This is a genomic window from Streptomyces sp. NBC_01750 (genome assembly GCF_035918095.1).
Lineage (GTDB): Bacteria > Actinomycetota > Actinomycetes > Streptomycetales > Streptomycetaceae > Streptomyces.
On the sequence record NZ_CP109137.1, the window covers coordinates 7,128,293 to 7,150,895 of the forward strand.

Sequence of the window (22,603 nt, forward strand, 5' to 3'; positions counted from 1 at the left end):
GGGGACCGACCGACCTCGCCGGGCATGAGATGTCCGGTATCCGCACCGGTGTCACCGCCGGGTGCGCCTGAAAAGCCGGCCTCTGCCGCTGCAGAACAGCGGAGCGGCCGTCGTCGACCGCCGAGAGTGACTCCTGGGGGAGTTCGTGCGTCTTGCCATCACCGGTTCCATTGCCACCGACCATCTGGCGACCTTCCCCGGAAGGTTCGCCGACCAGCTGATACCCGATCAGCTCTCCCACATTTCTCTCTCCTTCCTCGTCGACGACCTGGAGGTCCGGCGTGGTGGAGTCGCCGCGAACATCGCTTTCGGACTCGGCCTGCTGGGGCTGACCCCGTATCTGGTCGGTGCGGTCGGACCGGACTTCGACGAGTATCGGATCTGGCTCAAGGAACACGGTGTCGACACCGAGCACGTGCGGGTGTCCAGCCGGTCGCGGACCGCGCGCTTCATGTGCACCACTGATCAGGACCAGAATCAGATCGCCTCTTTCTACGCCGGGGCGATGGCAGAGGCTGCGCAGATCGATCTCTCCGTCATCTCCGGGCGGACGGGTGGGGTGGATCTTGTGCTGGTCGCCCCCAACACTCCTGAAGCCATGATCCGGCATAGGCGGCAGTGCGAGGAGTTGGGCGTGCCCTTCGCGGCCGATCCCTCTCAGCAGCTCGCCCGGCTGACCCGCGACGAGGTGCGACTGCTCGTCACCGGCGCGCTGTGGTTGTTCACCAACGACTACGAAGCCGCGCTCCTATCGGAACTCAGCGGCTGGACGCGGGAAGAGATTCTCTCCCGGGTGGGTGCGTGGATCACCACGCGGGGCGCCGACGGAGTCACCCTCGCGACCGCCGACGGTACGGAGGAGTCCTTCCCCGCCGTGCCGTCGGCGGCCGTTGCGGACCCCACCGGGGTCGGCGACGCCTTCAGAGCCGGCTTCCTCGCCGGTACGAGCTGGGGGCTCGCGGTCGACGTGGCGATCCCGCTGGGCTGCGCCATGGCCACCAGGGCGTTGGAAACCGTGGGTTCGCAGCAGTACACCGTTTCGCCGACGGACCTGCTGACGCGCATCGCTGACACGTACGGCGGCCAGGTGGGTGCCCGGCTCGCCCCGTATCTGGAGCTGTCACCGTGATCGCGGAGGCCGCCATCCTCCTTTCTGCCGCGGGGTGTGGGACGTACGTCACGTTCGTATGCGGCCGCACCGTCCACTGGGACCAGTCGGCGATGACCACAGGCGCGTGGGCGTTTCCGGACCCCGGGACGGACGAGGGGGAACAGTCCGCTCCTACCCAACCAAAGGAACAGCGAGCGAGCAGTGCGAGAAGAAGAGACGCCTCGTAGGAGCACCATGCTGACGGATCTGGTCAATGAGGGAGTGTCCGTCTGGCTGGACGGTGCGAGCCGCCGGTCTCTCGCGGACGGAACCCTGAGCCAGCGGATGACAGATGCACATGTCACCGGAGCCGTACTGTCCCTGCGCGAGCTGGGGCGCGAAGTGCGCGACGGCACCGCGTACCGGGAGCAGATCGACATGCTCGGCACCCAGGGCGTCACCGCGGACGAAGCCGTGCGGGCACTGCTTTTCTACGATGCCCGCTGGGCCTGCGACGTGCTGCGGCCGAGCTTCACGGCGACACAGGGCGCCGATGGCTGGGTGTGCGCGGAGCTGGATCCCCGGTTCGCCGACGATGCCCGCGCCTCGGTCGCCGAGGCGCGCGCCGTCGCACTCGCCGTAAACCGGCCCAATCTGCTGATTGCCGTGCCCAGCACTCCCGCGGGCATGACGGTGATCAGCGACTGCGTGGCCGAGGGAATCGGTGTGAACGCCCGTCACATCTATTCGGTGCGGTGCTACGGAGAAGTGATCGAGGCGTACTTCGAGGGCCTGGAACGGGCGCTCACCGCCGGACGTGCCGTCACCGCCTTTGCCTCGGTGGCCTCCTTCGAGGCCGCCCGGATGGAAGCAGCGGTGGACCTGTGCCTGAACGGGAGGGAGCCCGCCGTTGCCGCGCCGCTGCGCGGCCGGTCGGCGCTAGCCCTCGCCCGAGCGGCCTACCACCTTTACGAGGAACGGCTCGGCTCCGGCCGCTGGCGGAAGCTGCGGGCCGCCGGGGCCCGCCCGCAGCGCCTGGTCTGGCCCGGAGCCGACGCGCCGGATCCCGCGACGACGGTCCGTCAGGTCGAGGAACTGGTGGCCTGGAGCACCGTCCACGCGATGTCACAGCCCACCCTTGACGCTGTGGCCCGGCTGGGCCGACTGCGGGGTGACACGCTTTCGGGGGAGTCCAGGGCTTCGGACGAGCTGTTGACGGGCCTGCGGCTCCAGGATGTCAGCGTCGACCGGACCGCCGTGGAGCTGGCTCGCTCGGAGCTCCGGGGGAGCGTACGCGATCGCCTGGAGCTCGCCGACTCGGTACGGGACACATGGCGCCGCACGCACGGCTGAGGGGCGCTCGCCGGCTGTGTGCTGACCTTCCAGCACACAGCCGGCGAGCGCCCCTTTTCCAGCCCTTCGCCCATCCGTTCAGCGCCCGGGCGTGCTCCTGGAGACCGCCGTGGCCGGCTTGCGCCCTGGGAAGGCGCCTCCGGTCAGCGCGAGCAGCGGTTCCGCCTTGACGGCCGTCTCCTCGAACTCGGCCTCCGCGTCCGAGAGCGCGGTGATGGCTCCGCCGATTCCGTACCGTACGCGGCCGGGGGTGATGACGGCTGTACGGATGGCGATGCTCAGGTCGGCGGCTCCGGTGAGGGAGAAGTAGCCGATCGCTCCCGAGTAGACACCCCGGGGGCCTCCTTCGAGCCGGTCGATGATCCGCATGGTCCGCTCCTTGGGCGCTCCGGTCATGGAGCCGCCCGGGAACGCGGAGCGCACGCAGCCGACGGCACCGCTGTCGCGGCGCAGGGTCGCGGTGACGGTGCTGACCAGTTGGTGGACGGTCGTGAACGTCTCGACGCGGAAGATGTCGTCGGCCACGACAGACCCGACCTCCGCGCACCGGCCCAGATCGTTGCGGACCAGATCGACGATCATCAGGTTCTCCGCGCGCTCCTTCTCGTCCGTGCGAAGTTCCTCCACCAGAGCGGCGTCGTGTGCGGGTGTCTCCCCGCGCGGCCTGGTCCCCTTGATCGGCCGGGACTCGGCGGTGCCGTCGGAACCGACCCGCAGGAAGCGCTCCGGCGAACTGCTCAGCACCGACAGCTCGTCGAACCGCAGCAGTGCCGCGAACGGGGCCGGAGCGACATGGCGCAGGTACCGGTAGCTCTGCCACGGATCCAGATCCACCCGCGCCTCCGCCATGTTGGTGAGGCAGATCTCGTACGACTCACCGGTCGTGATCTCGTCCTGGCAGGAGTCGATGAGGTTCAGATACGCCTGACGGTCGTGCCGCAGCTCCACCCGTGCACCGACGGCCGGCGGGGCGGGATCGGGGTTCGGCACCAAGCCCGCCAGGGCGTCGAGCCGGCTCGCTGTCCGGGTCAGCCAGGACCGCGCCGTGTCCTTGGCCGCTACCTCGTGCCCGGCAAGGCCCGTGCCTTCGTCCGCAAGGGCGAGGAGATACGTCACTCCTTCCCGGTGGTCGAAGACCACGGCACGGTCGGCGAAAATCATCGCCGCATCCGGCTCCTCCGAGCGGTGTGTCAGGCCCCCTCCGGGCGCCGGCTTCAACTCGTACCCCAGATAGCCGACCCAGCCGAGCGCGAAGTCGAAGGGCAGTTCCGGTACCTGAGTGGCCGTGCCTCGCAGGTCCGCGTCGAGCCAGTCCAGGAACTCGCCGGTGACGATCTCCGTACCTGTGCGCGACCTGACCTGGATCGTGCTGCTCAACATGTCCGCCGTGGCGACGCGGGCGAGGGGACCGGAGGCGTCACCCATGAGGGAGAAGCGGCCGAGGACGCCGTCGGTCCTGCTGCTGTCGAGCCAGAAGGAGTGCGAGCCCGCTCCGTACAGGCGCTCGAAGGCGATCTCATCGCTCCAGCGGGTGCGCAACCGTTCCACACAGACCTTCAACCGACGCTGCTCCGCAGGTCGTTGTCGCATGGGCGCAGAGCTGTTCCCGGGATGACCGACGGCCTGCCGCGGAGAATCGGCCCGGGCGTCGGACGCCCACGTCGGCGCTTCTTGGCGCAACTCCAAGAAATTCCTGAGGAGTTGCATGCCGTATTCCGTGCCGATCGACTCCGGATGGAATTGCACGCCGTGCAGCGGGCGGTTCCGGTGCCGTATTCCCATCACGACGCCGTCGTAGGTCCAAGCTGTCGCTTCCAGTTCATCAGGAAGACGGGTGACGGCCAGGGAGTGGTATCGAATGGCTTTGAAGGGGGACGGGAGGCCCGCGAAAATGCCCGTTCCCGTGTGCAGCACGGGCGAGATACGGCCATGGCACGGTTCGGGCGCCAAGGTCACATGGCCCCCGCTCGCCAGGGCAATTCCCTGATGGCCGAGACACACGCCGAGCAGCGGGACCTTCGTGGAACGGATGATGTCCTGGCAGATTCCAAAGTCCGCCGGGCGTGCGGGGTTTCCCGGTCCTGGTGAGATGACCACCCGATCGAAATCCGCAAGATGGCAGGTGCGCCAGTGCGCTTCGTCATTCCGGACGACAGTCGGCTCATGACCGGAAATTTGGGCCAGATAGTCGAACAGGTTGTAGGTGAACGAGTCGTGATTGTCGACCAGTAGCGTACGCATCGGTGAGTTCGGTCCTCCCTCAGGGCCGCAGAGCGTGGGGGTGCATGACCGTCAGGCGAGCACCGGCCGGTTCCTGTCGGGCGCCGCTCCCGCCCTGTCGCGGCGCGCACCGCGCCGGGCGCCCGAGGCGGCGATCCGTTCGCTGGTACGGCTCCCTCGCTCGGCCTCGGCGAGCGGCCCCGGGAGGACTTCGAGCAGGGTGTGCTCGATCAGGTCTTGTCCTTCGAGGACCGTGCGGCGCCGCAGGACCCGCAGTTCGCGGCCGCACTCCTCGGCGATCCTCTCCAGGCCGGCGATGTCTCCGCGTTCGCAGAAATGCAGCAGCACCGACCCGGTGTCGGTCAGGTGGTGTACTGCTTCCTCGAGATATCTGCGGTGCGTGCGGTATCCGGCGTCCACGTACGCGCGTTCATGAACCGACCTGTAGGTGTAGTCCGCGGGAGCCAGTACGTAATTGGAGCTCCAGAAGATCCGGTCGAACCGGGCTCCGTCGTCGAGCGCGTCGAACAAATCGCTGTGCAGCGCTGTGACGCGGTCGGAGACACCGTGCCGCTCGGCGTTCAGCCGGGTGTTTTCCACAGCATTTTCATTGATGTCCGCCGCAACGGTCGTACAACCGGCAAGCGCAGCCTGAATGGCAATCACTCCGGCGCCGCAGCCGATCTCCAGCAGGGATGACGACGGGGTCAGCGAGTTGGTTCCGGTGAGCCCGAGAAATTCGAGCGCAATGCCGGTCGACGGTGAGTAGATCGGTGCGAATACCTCGTCCAGCAGATCCCACTCGCGGTTCACCATGGAGAACGTGCGGGGACGGTCCGGGTTTGTCATGGACCGGTTGCTGCGCTCCAGTGACTTGAGGTGACTTCGCACGTCGGACATTGAACCTCCGGGACTAGGCCGAGCGCTGAATTTCTGACTCCTACTCTTCTCGGCTCGTGGCCGTCCCGGAAGGTGATCCGGTGACAAGCCGGGCCGCGCGAATGGTGGCGCGGACACCTCCCATTGCTTGTGACGTCAATCACATTTGGCAACATCGGTGAATGTTTGGGGAGGTTGCACGAGTGCACGATGGGTGGCCAACGGGTATGAGCGAAGCTCGCGTTCGCCCTACGGGGAAGGCAAGGAATAGATGAATTCGGCCGAATACTCAGGTATGAGTGAAATGCTCGACATTCTCGAACTGCTCGCCGCAGAGGCTCCGCCGACAGAGATCGAAGACCTGCTCCGACGTGCCCGTGCGGGCGGAGCGGGCGCCGGCGTCATACCGCAGTTGGAACGGGCGGAGCGCATGGCTTTACAGGTTCACACCCTGTTCTCCCGCCGCCAGCAACGTGAGGCAGAGCTGTCCGCGCTGGTGGACACTGCCCGCGACCTGACCCTTCCGTACGACCTGGACGCCCTGCTGGAGACCATCACCCGGCGCACCCGGACGCTGCTCGGTCTGGACATGTCCTACATCAGCTTCCGCGACGCCGGGGACAGCTTCGTGCGCACCGCGGATGGCCACGCGTCGGCGCTCACCGTGGGATTCCGCGTCCCGAACTCCTACGGTCTCGGTGACGAGGCCATCAACAAGTCCGTGCCGATATGGACTCCTGACTACCTGTCGGACGAGCGGGTGCGCCACACCGGGGTGCTGGACGAGGTGGTACGCGCGGAGGGGCTGCGAGCGATCATCGCGACCCCGCTGAAGTTCGGCGAGGACGTCTTCGGTGTGCTGTACGCCGCGGACCGGAACGTGCGGCACTTCACCATCGGCGAAGTCTCCTTGATGAGCTCGCTGGGGGACATGGCCGCCGTAGCCATCGAGAAGACGCGCACGCTGGAACGCAGCCACGCCGATGTCGCCAGCCTGAAGTCTGGCTCCTCACGGGCGGAGTCACAGCTGATCGGATTCCGTAGGCTGTCGGAACTGCACATCAGGCTGGTGGACCACGCGCTCGCCGGAGGCAGCCTGAACGCCCTCGTCTCCGAGGTGGCCGAGGCGCTTCGGGGCACGGTGCTGGTACGGGACATGGAGCACCGCCCGCTCTCGGGCAGCGGAACGATACCCGCCGCCGACGATGCCGAGGTGCTGGGCGCATGCCGAACCGCCTCCGCGCGACGCATGCCGATCGCCTTCGGCACGGGCACCTGGGTCGTGCCGGTCACGGCGGGGAACGAGGAGCTCGCCGTCCTGCTGCTGCACCCGCACGAGCCGCTGGACGACGTCGGCGAACCGCTCCTGCGGCTGGCTGCCCAGTCCATCGCGGTGCTGCTCCAGGTGCAGCGCGGCGAAGCGGCCGCGGCGAGCCCGTTTCGCGACGAGTTGTTCGAGGACCTGCTGGTGGCTCCGCACCGTCCCGCCAAGCAGTTCATTCAGCGCGCCCGCCGGCTGAGCATCGATCTCGAACGTCCCCATGTGGTCGTGGTCATCCGCCCGGAAGGCGGAGCGCAGGGCAGGGCGGCAAGCTGGGCGGCCGCGTACGCCCGGCGGATGGACGGGCTCAGGAGCATCCAGAACGGGTGCATAGCACTGCTGTTGCCCGCTGCCGACTCCAGCGCCTCGGCCGGGGCCGTGTCCGCTGAACTCACCCCGTTGCTCGGGCACCCTGTGACAGTCGGCGCGGCCGGTCCGGTCTCCAGCCCCGATCTGATCCAGCAGGCCCATCAAGAGGCCCTGCGATGCCTTGACGCGCTGGTGTCACTCGACAACGTCGGCGCCCATGCCTCCCCCGAGGACCTGGGCTTTCTCGGTGTGCTGTTGTCCGACAACCACGATGCCGCGAGTTTCATCAGCGCCACGATCGGGCCGATCCTTGACTACGACGCACAGCGGACGACCGAACTCACCAGGACGCTCGACGAGTACTTCGCCGCCGGCGGCAGCCCGACGTACGCTGCGGAGGCCCTGCACGTCCACCCCAACACCGTGTCCCGTCGGCTGGAGCGGATCACCGAACTGCTCGGCGCCGACTGGCTGAAGCCGGAACGAGCGCTTGAGGTCCAGGTGGCACTTCGGCTGCACCGGACACATGACGTGTTGCGGCAGAAACGTGACGGCGGCCCCGCTCAGGCGGACAGGCCGGAGCCATTTGCCGGGCCGGCCGATCGCAGCGCCAACATGGCGTAGGCACAGGACCCCAGCGTCATGTGGCGGTGCCAGCCCTGGAAGGAGCGGCCTTCGTAGTCCCGCAGCCCGATGGTCTCGCCCCGGGTCCGCCAGCCGCTGCTGACCGTATGGATCAGCTGTGTCATACGCAGCAGGGAGACGGCTGATGGTTGGTCAATGTTGGTGAGCCACAACTCGGCCGGGGGACGGCGGAGGTCGTGCCACACCCCCAGGAGGGTGAGGTGGCCGAGCCGACCGCGGGCGGAGCGCTCCGCTTCGCCGGAGGCGGAGAGGCGTACACCTGCCGTCGCCGTGGCCAGCGGTAGTTCCCCTGCCGGTTCATGACGTTCCTTGCGGCGCAGTACGCTGCGCAGCCGACGCGCGGGGTCGAGCACGGTGCGTGCCGGAGCCAGGTGCTCGCCGTGGCCGGCTCCCCGGCCCTGGTCGCCGAGTGCGAGCAGCGTCTGCCCGCTGATCCGTACGGCGACAGGGGATTCCCGCTCGAACAGCCCGGCCAGATGCCGCTGTTCGTCGGCTCCTCGGGCATCCATCATGACCAGACGCGTGGAGTTCCCCCACCGGCGGACGTCGTCGAGGAGACCCGTGACGCAGTCCTCAGGGGTGGCGGCGCTGAGTTCGTCGGGGTCCTCCGCCTCGGTCCTTCGCCGGTTGTCCCGGAGCCAGGCGTTGTGCAGGTTGAGGCGCCAGCTGACCGGTGCGACCACCCGCTCCGAGGCGTACCACATGCTGTACGCACGCTGGCCGTTCACCAGCTGTCCGCTGTCGGGCGAGAAGTGCCGGGACACACCCACGGTGTGCTCACCGGCCTTGGGAATGGACACCGGCAGGGCCACCCAGGCCGAGGGTAAGTCGTCTTCCTCCAGAAAGGCTGCCAGCGCCTTGCGCACCGGGTTCACGGCCCAGGGGGAACTGCTGACGAAGTGGTGAAGGCGCTGCTCGTCGCCGGGCACGCCGACCGCGGCCGCGATGTTCGCGATCGACTTGCGCCCTTCGGCACGGAGCAGTCCGTCCATGTACTGCCGCGCCCGGACGCGCTGGTCGTAGCGGCGGAACCCCGCGAACAGAGCGGCGCAGAGTTCGGTGACGATGTCCTCGGACCCAACGAGGGGAGGGGGCGTGATGCGCGTAAGGTGCGCGAGCTTCTTGAGGGATGTGTCGTCGGCCATCGCAGCGCCTCCTGTTGTACGGGATTTCTACGCCCGCACACCAGAGTTGCCTCGGCGGCCGCTTCCGGCGAGGTGTACCGGGCACACCACGCCGGGTTCGTGGGGTGACCGGACCACCGCTCGCGGACCGGAAGCCGGCCCGGAACGAGGGAAGGGCGGCTGTGGGGTGGTGATCCCGTCACCACCCCACGGTGAGCCGTGGCGCCACCAGCCCCCGGACATCACGGAACAAGCGTCACGAGATTCGCGTCATGAAACAGGCTCTACGGAAGAGCACGAAGGAAGGTCAGCAGAGCGGAGGTCAGCGTGGCGGGGGCGTCCACAGGTACGAGATGTCCGGCGTCCGGGATCACGGTGAGCCGCGCTTCGGGAATGGCCGAGGCCAGTTCATGAGCTTTGGCCACGGGAATCCAGGTGTCTTCCGCGCCCCAGCACACCGTGACCGGAAGGTTGATCTGCGGGTACAGCGTCTGGATTTCGTCGGTGTATCGCTGATCAGCTTGCGCGATCTGCCGGTAGAAAGCTGCCTGGCCGTCTTCGTCCGACCAGGGTGCAATCAATTGTTCGGCCACATCGGAACGTAGTCCCGGGAAACTCGCCGAGCTGACGTATTCACGTACCAGTGCACGATGCAGAGGGGGCGGAAGCTGTTCGAATACTTCGGTGTTCTGTCCCACCAAACGGAAGAACGGAGAACCCCACGGGGCCAGGGCGACGGGGTCGACGAGGGCCAGCCCGCGGTAGGAGGCATTGTGCAGCAGGTGAGCCCTCAGGGCGACGGCGCCGCCGAAGTCGTGCGCGATCACGCAAGGGGCCGGCAGCTGCCAGTGCTCCAGTAGTTGGGCGAATACCTCGCCCTGCGCGGCCAGTGAGACGTCCTGCCCCTGGTACTTCTCGGAGGAGCCGTAGCCCGGCATGTCCCAGACGAATACCTGGTACTGCTGCGCGAGCGCCTGGGCTATTTCCCGCCAGACGAACGATGAGAAGGGCGTGCCGTGCAGCAGTACGACGGACTCCCCGCTCTCCGGCCCCTGCCGGTCCCAGCGGACCGTACCGGACGGGCTGCGGAAGCTCTCGTTCAACTGCCAATTGGTCAATGCCCTAGCCCCTTCAGCGTGCGGGTAGCCCCAGCAAGTATTTTCTCTGAAAATCGTCCGAGTCTTCGCTGTCTGTAAGAGAAGCAGCAACATGGCCACACAAGGGCTTTAGCCGCACGGCGGCATTTGCTCGCCCGATTGATCTCTGCGGGCAACCCTCTCATCGCATTCCTGCAAGTGCACGTCTGGCGTGGATTCCTGGACAGGGGTCGCAAGGCACCGCCGCTTGGGAGGCGGCTGGCCGGTAGTTCAGCGCTTGCGTGTCCGGCGTCCGGCGGTCGATCCCTCACCGCCCCCCTGCTGACGGGCGCGGTGGTTGGCGACGTTGAGGCGGTTGCCGCACAGGCCGGGCATGCAGTAGCGGCGGCGGCCGGCCTTGCTGGTATCGACGAACATGCCGTCGCACACCGGAGAGGCGCAATGCCGGAAGCGGTCATGGCTGAGGGTGTGCAGGACGCCGAGCAGTGCGGTGCCCACGAGGACGCCGAGTTCGTCCGCGACGGAGGAGCGCGGCGCGGTGGTGACGTGCCACTGCCAGCGGCCGTCGGCGTCCCGGAGCAGGGCCGGGCCGGTGGCCGCCCGCCTGACAAGCGTGTTCGCGCCGTCGGCGACCTCATCCTCGGTGGTGGCCTCCAGCAGGGCGCGGGTCTCCTGGCGGAGGGTGTGCACATCGACAAGGTCGTCCTCGGTCGGTTGGCCATCCTGGGGTGTGGCGTCGAGGTGGAGGTCGTGCTCGCGGAGGAACTGCGCCAGGGCGGCCGGGTCGGTGAGGACCTCGCCGGTGCTGATGCGTACCGCGGCTGAGGTGTTGACGAGGTCGGTGGCTACGTTCGCCCCCAATGTGTAATCGGAAAGAAGCATCTTCAGGCCTTACTTCATGCTACGGTAATTAGAGAAAGCAGATTATACCCCTTAGCTCTGGAGGGGGTGGTGTGAGCGCGAGATGCGACTGCACCGAGTGACGGAAGCACCGCCCACCCCGGCACCCATCGTCTGGGAAGGAATCGCTGCTCATGTGTGCTCTCCTCCGTTACGCACTCCTGGTCACCAACGACGTGGCCTACGGCATCAACGCCGGGCACGCGATCAGGCACGGCCTGAAGCCGCCCACGCCCGGCCACTCCCACGCACCGACGAGGTCACGCTACGAACAGGTCGCGCAGCCCGCGACCTTCGCGGCACACGGTCCGCCCCGGCCGTGGATCTGACGACGCTACGGCAGACCGCCGACTCCAGCCGCTTTTCATCCGACTTCAGCTCAATGAGCTAACTCCAGGCCGCATGCAGCGACTCCCGCTTGAATCTCGCAAGGAGTACACCTTGGACACCGCAGCATTCCTCGCCTACCTCGATGGGCGCCAGGTGCGCTGGCGGCTCACCCTCGACGAATGCATCGAGGCGGCCGGCCGAGACCCGCGCGCCCGGCTGCTGGCCGTCTTCGACGCGCTCCGCGCATGGGCGCATTCGCCTTCGGGCGGCTTCCGCAGTAGTGCGTTCATCAACGCCCACTTTGAACTGGCCAAGCCGGAAAACCTTGGCCGCACCGTGATCACCCAGCACAAACGAGCGCTGCGCGACCGGATGCTCGAACTTGCCGAGGTGACTGGCGCGCCCGAACCCGGCCTCCTCGTGGACCAACTGCTGCTGATCTACGAAGGAGCGGTCGCCAACTACTCCCTGGGTAACGTCGACGAGCCCGCGGATAAGGCGCACCGAACGGCCCGGCAACTCATCGCCGCCGCCACACCGCAGCCCATGGACGCCTTCTGGGTCGGCAACGCCGAGGGCGGCGGGGGACGCGGGCTTTGACCCGGCCGACGGTCCCCCCCGCTGCGCGAACCCGAAACGGCGGCCCAGCACCGGCTGGACCCGGACAGTGCGGCGCTTGTCGGCCACAGCCTGGGCGGCTTGGCCGCTCGGATGACCGCGGCCGCAGACCCGCGGGTGTACGCCGTAGCCTCCGTCGCGGGCTTCGACTTGGGTGCGGTGGCTGCAATTTGACCGGCGTGTGACGGGGTAGTTGGAGAAACCAGGTCCGGATCAGTGCCCATGCGCCGTGAACACGCTCATCGCTCAGAGCAGGGGGGATCGCGTGGACTTCACTGTCTGTGATGTGCCGTAGGGTCGGAGACGTCGCGTGGGTAGCGCCGAACTGGAAGCCAGGCGAGCTCGCTGCGGGAAGCGCGAGGCGTGGGCTGCCGTTCACTTCTCCCCGGATTCTCCCCAGCGTTCGTCGGTACCCAAAAGGCCTGGTCAGGGGCCCGTCAAAGGCAGGGTGAGGAGATCACCCGCATCACTTCTCCCCAGGGGCTCCCCAGAGCCTGTTGTGGCTCTGTTTTCGGCAGGTGCGAGAGCAAACAGTGCGAGTAGCTTCAGGAGCGAGTGCAGGATCCTAGAGCCAGTCGCGGCGCTTGAAGATGAAGTACAAACTGACGCAGACGACCGCCATCAGCAGGATCGCGAACGGATACCCCGCCGCCCACTTCAGCTCCGGCATCGACTCGAAGTTCATGCCGTAGATGGTGCCGACCAGCGTCGGGGCGAACAGAATGGCGGCCCACGAGGAGATCTTCTTGATCTCTTCGTTCTGCTCGAAACCCGCCTCCGCCATCGCCCGCATCTCCTCGTTCTGCTGCTGCGTCACCAGCGTCGCGTTGACCGTGAGGATGTCCGCCAACGCCTGGCGGAAGCCGTCCACGCGCTCGCTGGTGTGCGTGACATGGTCGGCGACATCGCGCAGATAGCGCTGGAGCTCCTCGTCCGTGCCGTACTTGGCGAAGCCCGCCATCAGACCGTGGAGCATGCCGACCAGGGGACGGGTGGCGCGCTGGAACTCGACCATTTCGCGGGAGAGTTCGTAGATACGGCGGGACACCGCAGGGTCGCCGCCGAACACCTCGGTCTCGATCTCGTCGATGTCGTTCTGCACGCCCGAGACGACCGGGGCGTATCCGTCGACGACCGCGTCGAGGATCGCGTACAGCACCGCCTCCGGTCCGAGCGCGAGAAGTTCGGGCGTCTTCTCCATCCGACGGCGTACGGCCGACAGGTCCGGGGCCGCGCCGTGGCGGACCGTGATCAGGAAGTCCTTGCCGACGAAAGCATGCAGCTCGCCGAAGTCGACCTCCTCCTGGGCGTCGAGATAGCGGGCGGCGCGCAGCACCACGAACAAGGTGTCGCCGTACCGCTCCAGCTTCGGGCGCTGGTGGGCCTCAAGAGCGTCCTCGACGGCCAGTTCATGGAGGTCGAACTCCGCGGCCAGCGAGAGAAGTTCGGCCTCGGACGGGCGGTGCAGCCCGATCCATGCCATGCCGTCCGGGTACTCGCGCAGCTGACGGAAGGTCTCGGCGAGCGAGTCGGGCGTCGAGACGCGGCGGCCGTCGCGATAGAGCGCGGCCTGGACCACGCTGCCCTGGTCCTTGTGTACGGGGGAGGGGGCGGGCGGATCGGCGGCCGCGGGGGCCTGTGGCGGCGGGCTCGCGGGCGGCAGTGGGCGGCGGAGCCACTGGTGTTTCTTCGAGGAGCGCGGCATCACGGGTCTCACCTCCCACCTCGAACGTCTGTGGCTTTGCGCCGGTACGGCCTCGGAGCAGGATATCCGGGTCGAATTGCCCTGGCATGACGGGGTGGCGGTCCACGCGTACCAGTATTGCGGACAGGAATTGCGGACAGAAGTTGTCCGCAAGCCTGGATAGCGTGTGGCGCATGGCCTCGAAGACGACGAACCCCGTACTCGGCAACCGCGCGCTGAACCGCGCCACCCTGGACCGTCAGCTCCTGCTGCGCCGCGCCCCCACGTCCGCGATGTCCGTCAAGGGCGCCGTCGAGCACCTCGTCGGCCTCCAGGCGCAGAACGTCAAGCCGCCGTACTACGCGCTCGCCGCCCGCCTGGACGGCTTCGACCCCGAGGAGCTCTCCGCGCTGATGGCCTCCCGCGAGGTCGCCCGCCTGGTCACCATGCGCTCCACCATCCACACGCACTCCGCCGACGACTGCCTCACGCTGCGGCCGCTGGTCCAGGCGGCGCGCGACCGGGAGCTCACGCAGTTCCGCAAGGGCCTGGCCGGGGTCGACCTGGACCGGCTCGGCGCCCTCGCGCGCGAGCTGGTCGAGGAGCGGCCGCGGACCATGAAGGACCTGCGCGATGCTCTGCTGAAGGAGTGGCCGGACGCCGATCCGTTCGCCCTCTCCGTCGCCGCCCGCTGTGTACTGCCGCTGGTGCAGGTCACCCCGCGCGGGCTGTGGGGCAGAAGCGGCCAGGTCGCGCTGACCACCGCCGAGCACTGGTTCGGCAGGGCGACCGAGCCGGTGCCCGCGCCCGACGGAACGGTGCTCCGCTATCTCGCGGCCTTCGGGCCCGCATCCGTCAAGGACATGCAGATGTGGTCCGGGCTGACCCGGATGCGGGAGATCTTCGAGCGGCTCCGGCCGCGGCTGGCCGTCTTCCAGGACGAGAAGGGCGTCGAGCTCTTCGACCTCCCCGACGCGCCCCGCCCCGACGCCGGGACCCCCGCGCCGCCCCGCTTCCTCCCCGAGTTCGACAATCTGCTGCTCTCGCACGCCGACCGCGGCCGGGTGGTGACGGAGGAGTACAAGGTGCGTACCTGGAAGGGCAATCAGGCCTACCGCACCTTCCTCGTCGACGGCTTCCTGGCCGGCATCTGGCGGCTGGCGGAGACCAAGGAGACCGCGACCCTGACCGTGCAGGCCTTCGGGAAGCTGACCCGCGCGCAGTGCGACGCGCTGGCCGAGGAGGGGGAGCGGATGCTCACCACCATGACCTCGGCCACCGCGCACGACATCCGCTTCGGGACCTTCAGCGAGTAGACACAGCCGTGGAGATGGCGATGGGATCAGGCCGGGGCTCGACTGTCCGGGGGCTTGGCCCCAGCTACGGCAGCAGCCCCGCGCGGCGCGCCGCCACCACCGCCTCAAGTCGGGTGTGCGCTCCCAGCTTCCGCATGGCGGCTCGCAGATACCCCTTCACCGTCTCGGGTTTCAGGCCAAGACGCTCCGCCGCCGTCGCGTTCGTCGAGCCCGCCGCGACGCAGGCGAGCACATCCAGTTCGCGCGGCGCCAGCGCGAGAGTGTGATTGCGCGGCGGGCCGCCCGCCGCGGCCGCCAGCCGGCCGCAGACCGCCAGGAGCGTGTCCCGCAGCGTCTGGTCGCCGATCCGCGGCGCCAGCGCGCGCAGCTCGCCGTGAACCTCGCGGACCTCTTCCCACGCCCCGGTGCCGGCCACCGGCTCCCGGGCCTCTGCCAGCAGCCGCTGAACCTCGTCCCGTACGACCAGGGCCTGCTCCACATCGCGCGCCGCCGCCACCGCCGCGTCGAAGGTCCGCTCGCCCAGCGCCACCGGCTCACGCAGCGCGCCGTACAGCACACCCCGCACCTTGCGCCGTACGACGACGGGCACCGCCAGTACCGAGCGCAGGCCCTCCGTCGCCACCGCCGCGTCGTACTCATGGCTGATCTGCCGTGCCGAGGGGTAGTCGCTCACCGCGCACGGCCGGGACAGCGCGATGGATTTCCCGCCGAGGCCGTTGCCCGCGCTGATCGCGAGACCGCGCAGCGCGCCCGTCGCCGCGCCGCTCAGTTCGGCGATCCGCAGCTGTCGGGCATCGTGCAGCAGTCCGCCGAAGGCGACCGGCAGCCCGGTGGAGCGGCGCAGCCGGTGCAGCGCCGCTCGTATGTCCACGGCGTCGGCCGGCTCGGACAACGGCTCTTCTCTCCGGTAGGGGACACCCCCGTACGGGGGTAGTGAGACCTGTGTCACTGATTACACGATGTCAGTAGCCGGTCCCGCAATGAGGAGGACACATGACGTCAGGCAGCGCGACGGAGAAGTTCCGGGCCGCCCGGGACTTCCTGCTGCAGCACAGGGACGATTACGCGACGGCGTACGAAGGCTTCGCCTGGCCACGGCTCGAGCGTTTCAACTGGGCGCTCGACTGGTTCGACGAGATCGCCACCGGCAACGGCAGGACCGCGCTGCACATCGTCGAGGAGGACGGCAGCGAGGTCAAGGTCTCGTTCGGCGAGATGTCCGTGCGCTCGGACCAGGTCGCCACCTGGCTGCGGGAGCAGGGCGTACGGGCCGGCGACCGGATCCTCGTGATGCTCGGCAACCAGCAGGAACTGTGGATGACCGCGCTGGCCGCGATGAAGCTGCGAGCGGTCGTCATTCCCGCCACGCCGCTGCTCGGCCCGGTGGACCTCCGGGACCGGATCGACCGCGGACGCGCACGGCATGTCATCGTGCGCGAGGCGGACACCGCCAAGTTCGCCGAGGTGCCGGGGGACTACACCCGGATCACGGTGGCGGACCGGGGAGCGGCCGACGTGCCGGGCTGGCTCGACTTCCACCAGGCGTTCTCCGAGCCGGGCCGCGGCGACTTCGAGCCGGACGGCGTCACGCATGCGGACGACCCGCTGATGCTCTACTTCACCTCGGGCACCACGGCCCGCCCCAAACTGGTCGAGCACACCCATGTCTCGTACCCCGTCGGCCACCTGTCGACCATGTACTGGATCGGCCTCAAACCCGGCGACGTCCACCTCAACATCTCCTCGCCCGGCTGGGCCAAGCACGCCTGGTCGAACCTCTTCGCGCCCTGGAACGCGGAGGCGACCGTCTTCATCCTCAACTACACACGCTTCGACGCCGGCCGGCTGATGTCCGAGATGGACCGGGTGGGCGTCACCAGCTTCTGCGCACCGCCGACCGTCTGGCGGATGCTGATCCAGTCCGATCTGAGCGGGCTGCGCACGCCGCCGCGCGAGGTCGTCGCGGCGGGCGAACCGCTCAACCCGGAGGTCATCGAGACGGTCCGCCGGGAGTGGGGCGTGGTGATCAGGGACGGCTTCGGCCAGACGGAGACGGCCGTCCAAGTCGCCAATTCCCCCGGTCAGTTGCTCAAGGCCGGCTCGATGGGCCGGCCCTGTCCCGGCTTCACGGTGGAGCTGCTCGACCCGGTGACGGGCGAGCCGGGCGCGACGGAGGGCGAGATCTCGCTCGACCTGTCCGGCGGACCGGTCGGCCTGATGACCGGATACCACGGCGACCCGGAGCGTACGGCCGAGGCGATGGCGGGCGGCTTCTACCGCACAGGTGATATCGGCGCCCGTGACGCCGACGGATACATCACCTACATCGGGCGCTCCGACGACGTCTTCAAGGCCTCCGACTACAAGATCTCGCCGTTCGAGCTGGAGAGCGCGCTCCTGGAGCACGAGGCGGTGGCCGAGGCGGCGGTCGTACCGGCCCCGGACCCGGTGCGGCTCGCTGTGCCCAAGGCGTTCATCGTGCTGGCGGAGGGCTGGGAGCCGGGGCCCGACACGGCGAAGCTGATCTTCGAGCACTCGCGCTCCGTCCTCGCACCGTACAAGCGCATCCGCCGTCTTGAGTTCGCGGAGCTGCCCAAGACCGTCTCGGGGAAGATCCGTCGGATCGAGCTGCGGGAGCGTACGGCGGACGGCTCGGCCGCCGAGTACGACGAGGGGGACCTGCGGTGACGCTCTCCTACGCGCACGGCACCGGCACGACGGCGCTGCTCGGTGACACCATCGGCCGCAACCTGGACCGCGCGGTCGCCGCCTACCCGGACCGTGAGGCGCTCGTCGACGTTCCGTCCGGGCGGCGCTGGACGTACGCCCAGTTCGGCCTGGCGGTCGATGAGCTGGCGCGCGGCCTCCTCGGGATCGGTGTGCGAAAGGGCGACCGGGTCGGGATCTGGGCGGTCAACTGTCCCGAGTGGGTGCTCGTGCAGTACGCCACCGCCCGCATCGGCGCGATCATGGTGAACATCAATCCGGCGTACCGGGCGCACGAGCTGGAGTACGTCCTGAAGCAGGCCGGGATCTCGGTCCTGGTCGCCTCGCTCGCTCACAAGACCAGCGACTACCGGGCGCTGGTGGACCAGGTGCGGGCCGACTGCCCCGAGCTGCGTGCCGTCCACTACATCGGCGACCCGTCCTGGGACGAACTGCTCGCCGCCGCCGGACCGGCCTCACCGGATGCCGAGTTGTCCTGCGACGACCCGATCAACATCCAGTACACCTCCGGCACCACCGGCTTCCCGAAGGGTGCCACGCTCTCCCACCACAACATCCTCAACAACGGCTATTTCGTAGGGGAGTCGGTCGGCTACACCGAGCAGGACCGGATCTGCATCCCCGTACCCTTCTACCACTGCTTCGGCATGGTCATGGGCAACCTCGCGGCCACCTCGCACGGCGCGTGCATGATCATCCCGGCGCCGTCCTTCGATGCGGCGGCAACGCTCCGCGCGGTTGCCGCGGAGCGCTGTACCTCGCTCTACGGCGTTCCGACGATGTTCATCGCCGAGCTCAATCTTCCCGACTTCGCGACGTACGACCTCTCCTCGCTGCGCACCGGAATCATGGCGGGCTCGCCCTGCCCGGTGGAGGTGATGAAACGGGTCGTCGCCGAGATGAACATGGCGGAGGTGTCGATCTGCTACGGCATGACGGAGACCTCCCCGGTCTCCACCCAGACTCGCCGCGACGACGATCTGGAGCGCCGCACCGGCACTGTGGGGCGGGTCCTGCCCCATATCGAGGTCAAGGTCGTCGACCCGGTCGGCGGCGCGACCCTGCCTCGTGGTGCTGCGGGCGAGCTGTGCACCCGCGGCTACAGCGTGATGCTCGGCTACTGGCACGATCCGGAGAAGACAGCCGAGTCGGTCGACGCGGCCCGCTGGATGCACACCGGCGACCTGGCGGTGATGCGCGAGGACGGGTATGTCCAGATCGTCGGCCGGATCAAGGACATGATCATCAGAGGCGGAGAGAACGTCTACCCGCGCGAGATCGAGGAGTTCCTGTACGGCCACCCCAAGATCGCGGACGTCCAGGTCGTCGGTGTCCCCGACGAGAAGTACGGCGAGGAGATCCTGGCCTGTGTGATCCCGCGTGATCCGGCGGACCCGCCGACGCCGGAGGACCTCACCGAGTACTGCCGCGAACAGCTCGCGCACTACAAGATCCCGCGCAGGCTGGAGATCCTCGCGGACTTCCCGATGACGGTGAGTGGCAAGGTCAGAAAGGTGGAGCTGCGCCGGCGGTACGGCCCCCAGGGCAGTTAGCCCAGATCCCGGCGCATGCACACCCGGGGCCAGAGGTCCAGGCCGTGCCGGGCCTCCGCGCGTCTGATCTCCCGCAGCCCTTCGGTCAGTTCGTCCTCGCCGAGTGTGCGGAAGCCCAGGCGGGCGTAGTACGGCGCGTTCCACGGCACCTCGGTGAACGTCGTCAGGGTCAGCGCCGTCAGCCCGTCGGCGACGGCGCACGTCGCGAGGTGGTCGATCAGGGCGCTGCCCAGCCCGCGACGGGCGGCGTCCGGGTGGACCGAGACCTGCTCGATATGGGCCGCGCCGTCGACCTCGTCGGAGATCAGATACGCCAGCGGGCGGCCCTCTCCGTCGGCCGACACCCAGGCGCGGCCCCGCCGCCGGTAGCGGTCCAGGAGGTCGAGCGCCGGGGGCTCGTCGTCGGCGATCGCCGCCATGCCGAGGCTGCGGAAGGGCTCTCCGGCAGCCCTCTCGATGTCCTGGAGCAGGGGGAGTTCGGCGAGTGCGGCCGGTCGGATACGCATACGGGGAGTATGGCCCAAGCGGTTTCGGGCCCCGCAGCCCGCTCCGCCGCCCGTCGGGTTGTGGTGCACGCCGAGGCCCGGGTCGCTCGAGCTGGGCGTACTTCAGTGAGGTGCGGCGTACTTCAGTGAGGTGCGGCGTACTCCATGCCGCCTCCATGCCGTCATGCGCCGGTGGAGATCAGTGCGTCCGCCGGGCCGTTGACCGGCTGAGGGCTGCCCGTGAGGTCCATGACGAAGAGCGGGATGCCGAGGCGGTCGGCGCGGGACCTGGCGTCCTCGGCGTATCCCGCGAGTGAGAAGAAGACGCTCGCGGCCGAAATGTTCAGCCCGTTCAGCCAGAGGCATTCGACATCGCGCAGAGTGGCGGGGCGGGTGGACGGGTCGACCTGCGCGACCAGGCCGGGACCCCGCAGATCTATCCCGGACGAGGGCCTGACCTCGGGCTGGACGACATCGCGGAATCCCAGCCACTTCAGATAGCGCGCCGCCGCGGTCACCGCGTCGCGTGCCGTGCGGATGGTGACCGGGCGGAAGGTGGGGCGCGGCGCGGTGACCGTACGGGAGAGCGGGACGGGCGCCGGGCGCATGAGCGCGCGGGCCGATGTGGCGGCCGGCGACGCGGGGAGCGGGGCGCTCACCGGGCGGACCGGGATGCGCAGCACGGTGCCGCAGGGGCAGCCGAGTTCCGGCTGCGGCCACTGGTCCTGGCGACCGCACTCCTGGCATCTGACCGTCACCCAGTCGTCCGTCCAGGTGCGGTGAGTGATCCGTTCCGGGGCAGCGCCGCGCAGCATCGGCGGGGCGAGCGGGGCACCGCAGGCGCAGGGGTAGGGCGTCGGTGCGTACAGGTGGTCGCGGCTGCAGACCGGACAGCGCACCGGCACGGTCTCGGCCATCGCGGTCCCCCTTCCCCAGGTGCTCCGGACCATCGTCCACCAAGCGCGAGGCCTTGGGGAGCGACTTCGGTCATCCCTTGACGTCGCTCCGCGGGCGTCTTAGATTACTTCCGTATAGCAGAACTAAACTTCCGCAATATGGAATCGATGCTCTCGAGCGACGCGACAGAGAGCCCGACTCCGCCCGGCCGAAGCAGGAGCACCCATGCCTCGTATGACCGCTGCCCGAGCGGCAGTTGAGATCCTCAAGCGCGAAGGCGTCACGAACGCGTTCGGTGTGCCGGGCGCGGCGATCAACCCCTTCTACAAGGCACTGCAGGCCGGCGGGGGCATCGACCACACACTCGCCCGCCATGTCGAGGGCGCCTCCCACATGGCGGAGGGCTACACCCGTGCCAATCCCGGCAACATCGGTGTCTGCATCGGAACATCGGGTCCGGCCGGCACCGACATGATCACCGGGCTCTACTCGGCCATCGGCGATTCGATCCCGATCCTTTGCATCACCGGCCAGGCGCCCACCGCGGTAATCCACAAGGAGGACTTCCAGGCCGTCGACATCGCCTCGATCGCCAGGCCCGTCACCAAGGCGGCGACCACGGTCCTGGAGGCCGCGCAGGTCCCCGGCGTCTTCCAGCAGGCCTTCCATCTGATGCGGTCGGGACGGCCCGGACCGGTCCTCATCGACCTGCCGATCGACGTTCAGCTGACCGAGATCGAGTTCGACCCGGCGACGTACGAGCCGCTGGCGGTCTACAAGCCGTCCGCCACCCGCGCCCAGGCCGAGAAGGCCATCAAGCTGCTCAACGCGTCCGAGCGCCCGCTGATCGTGGCCGGCGGCGGCATCATCAACGCCGACGCCTCCGAGCTGCTGGTCGAGTTCGCCGAGCTGACCGGCATTCCGGTCGTTCCGACCCTGATGGGCTGGGGCATCATCGCCGACGACCACGAGCTGAACGCGGGTATGGTCGGTCTGCAGACCTCGCACCGCTATGGCAACGCGACCTTCCTGGAGTCGGACTTCGTCCTCGGTATCGGCAACCGCTGGGCCAACCGCCACACCGGTGGACTGGACGTCTACACCCAGGGCCGCATGTTCGTCCACGTCGACATCGAGCCCACCCAGATCGGCAAGATCTTCGCCCCGGAGTACGGCATCGCCTCCGACGCCAAGGCCGCACTGGAGCTCTTCCTCGAGGTGGCGAGGGAGCACAAGGCAGCCGGCCGGCTGCCGGACCGCGCCGGGTGGGCCGCCTCCGCGCAGGAGCGCAAGGCCACGCTGCAACGCCGTACGCACTTCGACAACGTGCCGATGAAGCCGCAGCGTGTGTACGAGGAGATGAACAAGGCCTTCGGCCCGGAGACGCGCTACGTCACCACCATCGGCCTCTCCCAGATCGCCGGTGCGCAGATGCTGCACGTCTACCGGCCGCGCCACTGGATCAACTGCGGCCAGGCAGGCCCGCTCGGCTGGACCATCCCGGCCGCGCTCGGTGTCGCCACCGCCGACCCGGAGACACCGGTCGTCGCGCTGTCGGGCGACTACGACTTCCAGTTCATGCTCGAGGAGCTGGCGGTCGGGGCGCAGCACAGGATCCCGTACGTCCATGTCCTGGTGAACAACGCGTACCTGGGCCTGATCCGCCAGGCGCAGCGCAATCTCGACATCAACTTCCAGGTCAACCTGGAGTTCGAGAACATCAACTCCCCGGAGCTGGGCGTCTACGGCGTCGACCACGTCAAGGTGGTGGAGGGCCTGGGCTGCAAGGCGATCCGCGTCACCGAGCCCGACCGGCTGCTGCCGGCCTTCGAGGAGGCCAAGAAGCTGGCCGCCGAGTTCCAGGTCCCCGTCGTCGTCGAGGCGATCCTCGAGCGGGTCACGAACATCTCGATGAGCGGTACGGACATCGCGAGCGTGAACGAGTGGGAAGAGCTCGCCACCGAGCCGGGTCATGCCCCCACGGCGATCCGCCAGTTGGTCTGATCCGCACGGCTCTTCCTGCGGAACCGCAGCAGCCCCCGTCCCGCGCAGCGC

The 22,603-nt window shown here is 68.5% G+C and carries 19 protein-coding genes; 10 read left to right on the top strand and 9 right to left on the bottom strand.

All coding sequences use genetic code 11. The features are described 5' to 3' along the window. Nucleotides 1-145 precede the first annotated feature (145 nt). Both OG966_RS32095 and OG966_RS32100 read left to right on the top strand, forming a co-directional pair. Nucleotides 146-1,129 carry a carbohydrate kinase family protein gene (locus OG966_RS32095; RefSeq protein WP_326653500.1) on the top strand — a complete coding sequence of 328 codons (984 nt, stop codon included), beginning with the start codon at nt 146-148 and terminating at the stop codon, nt 1,127-1,129. A gap of 216 nt (nt 1,130-1,345) precedes the next feature. Further along, nucleotides 1,346-2,443 carry a transaldolase family protein gene (locus tag OG966_RS32100; RefSeq protein WP_326653501.1) on the top strand — a complete coding sequence of 366 codons (1,098 nt, stop codon included), beginning with the start codon at nt 1,346-1,348 and terminating at the stop codon, nt 2,441-2,443. Nucleotides 2,444-2,521: 78 nt separating this feature from the next. On the opposite strand, the gene pabB is transcribed toward OG966_RS32100, so the two are convergent. Both pabB and OG966_RS32110 read right to left on the bottom strand, forming a co-directional pair. Next, entirely contained in the window at nt 2,522-4,684 is a 2,163-nt protein-coding gene (gene pabB / locus OG966_RS32105) for an aminodeoxychorismate synthase component I (protein ID WP_326653502.1), read from the bottom strand. Between the two features lie 51 nt (nt 4,685-4,735). Beyond that, nucleotides 4,736-5,563 carry a methyltransferase domain-containing protein gene (locus OG966_RS32110; RefSeq protein WP_326653504.1) on the bottom strand — a complete coding sequence of 276 codons (828 nt, stop codon included), beginning with the start codon at nt 5,561-5,563 and terminating at the stop codon, nt 4,736-4,738. Nucleotides 5,564-5,837: 274 nt separating this feature from the next. Between OG966_RS32110 and OG966_RS32115 the strand changes: the two genes are divergently transcribed. Then, a complete protein-coding gene (locus OG966_RS32115) occupies nt 5,838-7,796 on the top strand; it encodes a helix-turn-helix domain-containing protein (protein ID WP_326653505.1) in 1,959 nt (652 codons plus the stop codon). Here the strand turns inward: OG966_RS32115 and OG966_RS32120 are convergent. From OG966_RS32120 to OG966_RS32130, 3 genes are all read right to left on the bottom strand, one after another. Further along, nucleotides 7,736-8,962, bottom strand: a complete 1,227-nt coding sequence (locus OG966_RS32120; RefSeq protein WP_326653507.1) for an IS701 family transposase — start codon at nt 8,960-8,962, stop codon at nt 7,736-7,738. The two genes, OG966_RS32115 and OG966_RS32120, sit on opposite strands and share 61 nt — an antisense overlap. 263 nt (nt 8,963-9,225) lie before the next feature. After that, on the bottom strand, nt 9,226-10,059 hold the full coding sequence (locus OG966_RS32125; protein ID WP_326653508.1) for an alpha/beta fold hydrolase: 834 nt from the start codon (nt 10,057-10,059) through the stop codon (nt 9,226-9,228). A gap of 249 nt (nt 10,060-10,308) precedes the next feature. Beyond that, nucleotides 10,309-10,920: a CGNR zinc finger domain-containing protein gene (locus tag OG966_RS32130; RefSeq protein WP_326653509.1), complete on the bottom strand. Its 612-nt coding sequence runs from the start codon at nt 10,918-10,920 to the stop codon at nt 10,309-10,311. Between the two features lie 152 nt (nt 10,921-11,072). Here OG966_RS32130 and OG966_RS32135 point away from each other — a divergent pair, with 152 nt between their 5' ends. From OG966_RS32135 to OG966_RS32145, 3 genes are all read left to right on the top strand, one after another. Next, a complete protein-coding gene (locus OG966_RS32135; RefSeq protein ID WP_326653510.1) occupies nt 11,073-11,267 on the top strand; it encodes a hypothetical protein in 195 nt (64 codons plus the stop codon). 112 nt (nt 11,268-11,379) lie between these two features. After that, nucleotides 11,380-11,868 (top strand): hypothetical protein, encoded by a 489-nt coding sequence (locus OG966_RS32140; protein WP_326653511.1) that lies wholly within the window; start codon nt 11,380-11,382, stop codon nt 11,866-11,868. A gap of 54 nt (nt 11,869-11,922) precedes the next feature. After that, on the top strand, nt 11,923-12,060 hold the full coding sequence (locus tag OG966_RS32145) for an alpha/beta hydrolase-fold protein (RefSeq protein WP_326655453.1): 138 nt from the start codon (nt 11,923-11,925) through the stop codon (nt 12,058-12,060). Between the two features lie 391 nt (nt 12,061-12,451). Here the strand turns inward: OG966_RS32145 and OG966_RS32150 are convergent, their stop codons facing one another. After that, complete coding sequence (locus OG966_RS32150; protein ID WP_326653512.1) at nt 12,452-13,591, bottom strand: magnesium and cobalt transport protein CorA; 1,140 nt, start codon at nt 13,589-13,591, stop codon at nt 12,452-12,454. Between the two features lie 173 nt (nt 13,592-13,764). Between OG966_RS32150 and OG966_RS32155 the strand changes: the two genes are divergently transcribed. After that, a complete protein-coding gene (locus tag OG966_RS32155; protein WP_326653513.1) occupies nt 13,765-14,886 on the top strand; it encodes a winged helix DNA-binding domain-containing protein in 1,122 nt (373 codons plus the stop codon). A 64-nt stretch (nt 14,887-14,950) separates the two neighbouring features. Here OG966_RS32155 and OG966_RS32160 read toward each other — a convergent pair whose 3' ends face one another. Beyond that, nucleotides 14,951-15,778 (bottom strand): helix-turn-helix transcriptional regulator, encoded by an 828-nt coding sequence (locus OG966_RS32160; RefSeq protein ID WP_326653514.1) that lies wholly within the window; start codon nt 15,776-15,778, stop codon nt 14,951-14,953. A gap of 101 nt (nt 15,779-15,879) precedes the next feature. Between OG966_RS32160 and OG966_RS32165 the strand changes: the two genes are divergently transcribed. Together OG966_RS32165 and OG966_RS32170 are read left to right on the top strand one after the other, a co-directional pair. Then, nucleotides 15,880-17,574, top strand: a complete 1,695-nt coding sequence (locus OG966_RS32165) for an AMP-binding protein (RefSeq protein ID WP_326653515.1) — start codon at nt 15,880-15,882, stop codon at nt 17,572-17,574. Continuing rightward, nucleotides 17,571-19,166 (top strand): AMP-binding protein, encoded by a 1,596-nt coding sequence (locus OG966_RS32170; RefSeq protein ID WP_326653516.1) that lies wholly within the window; start codon nt 17,571-17,573, stop codon nt 19,164-19,166. The genes OG966_RS32165 and OG966_RS32170 overlap by 4 nt, the downstream gene beginning before the upstream one ends. Here OG966_RS32170 and OG966_RS32175 read toward each other — a convergent pair. Then, nucleotides 19,163-19,672, bottom strand: coding sequence for a GNAT family N-acetyltransferase (locus OG966_RS32175; RefSeq protein WP_326653517.1), 510 nt, complete (start codon nt 19,670-19,672; stop codon nt 19,163-19,165). The two genes, OG966_RS32170 and OG966_RS32175, sit on opposite strands and share 4 nt — an antisense overlap. A 161-nt stretch (nt 19,673-19,833) precedes the next feature. Then, nucleotides 19,834-20,568, bottom strand: a complete 735-nt coding sequence (locus OG966_RS32180) for a hypothetical protein (RefSeq protein WP_326653518.1) — start codon at nt 20,566-20,568, stop codon at nt 19,834-19,836. Nucleotides 20,569-20,773: 205 nt separating this feature from the next. On the opposite strand from OG966_RS32180, the gene gcl reads away from it, so the two are divergent. Further along, on the top strand, nt 20,774-22,552 hold the full coding sequence (gene gcl / locus OG966_RS32185; RefSeq protein ID WP_326653519.1) for a glyoxylate carboligase: 1,779 nt from the start codon (nt 20,774-20,776) through the stop codon (nt 22,550-22,552). Nucleotides 22,553-22,603: the final 51 nt, after the last annotated feature.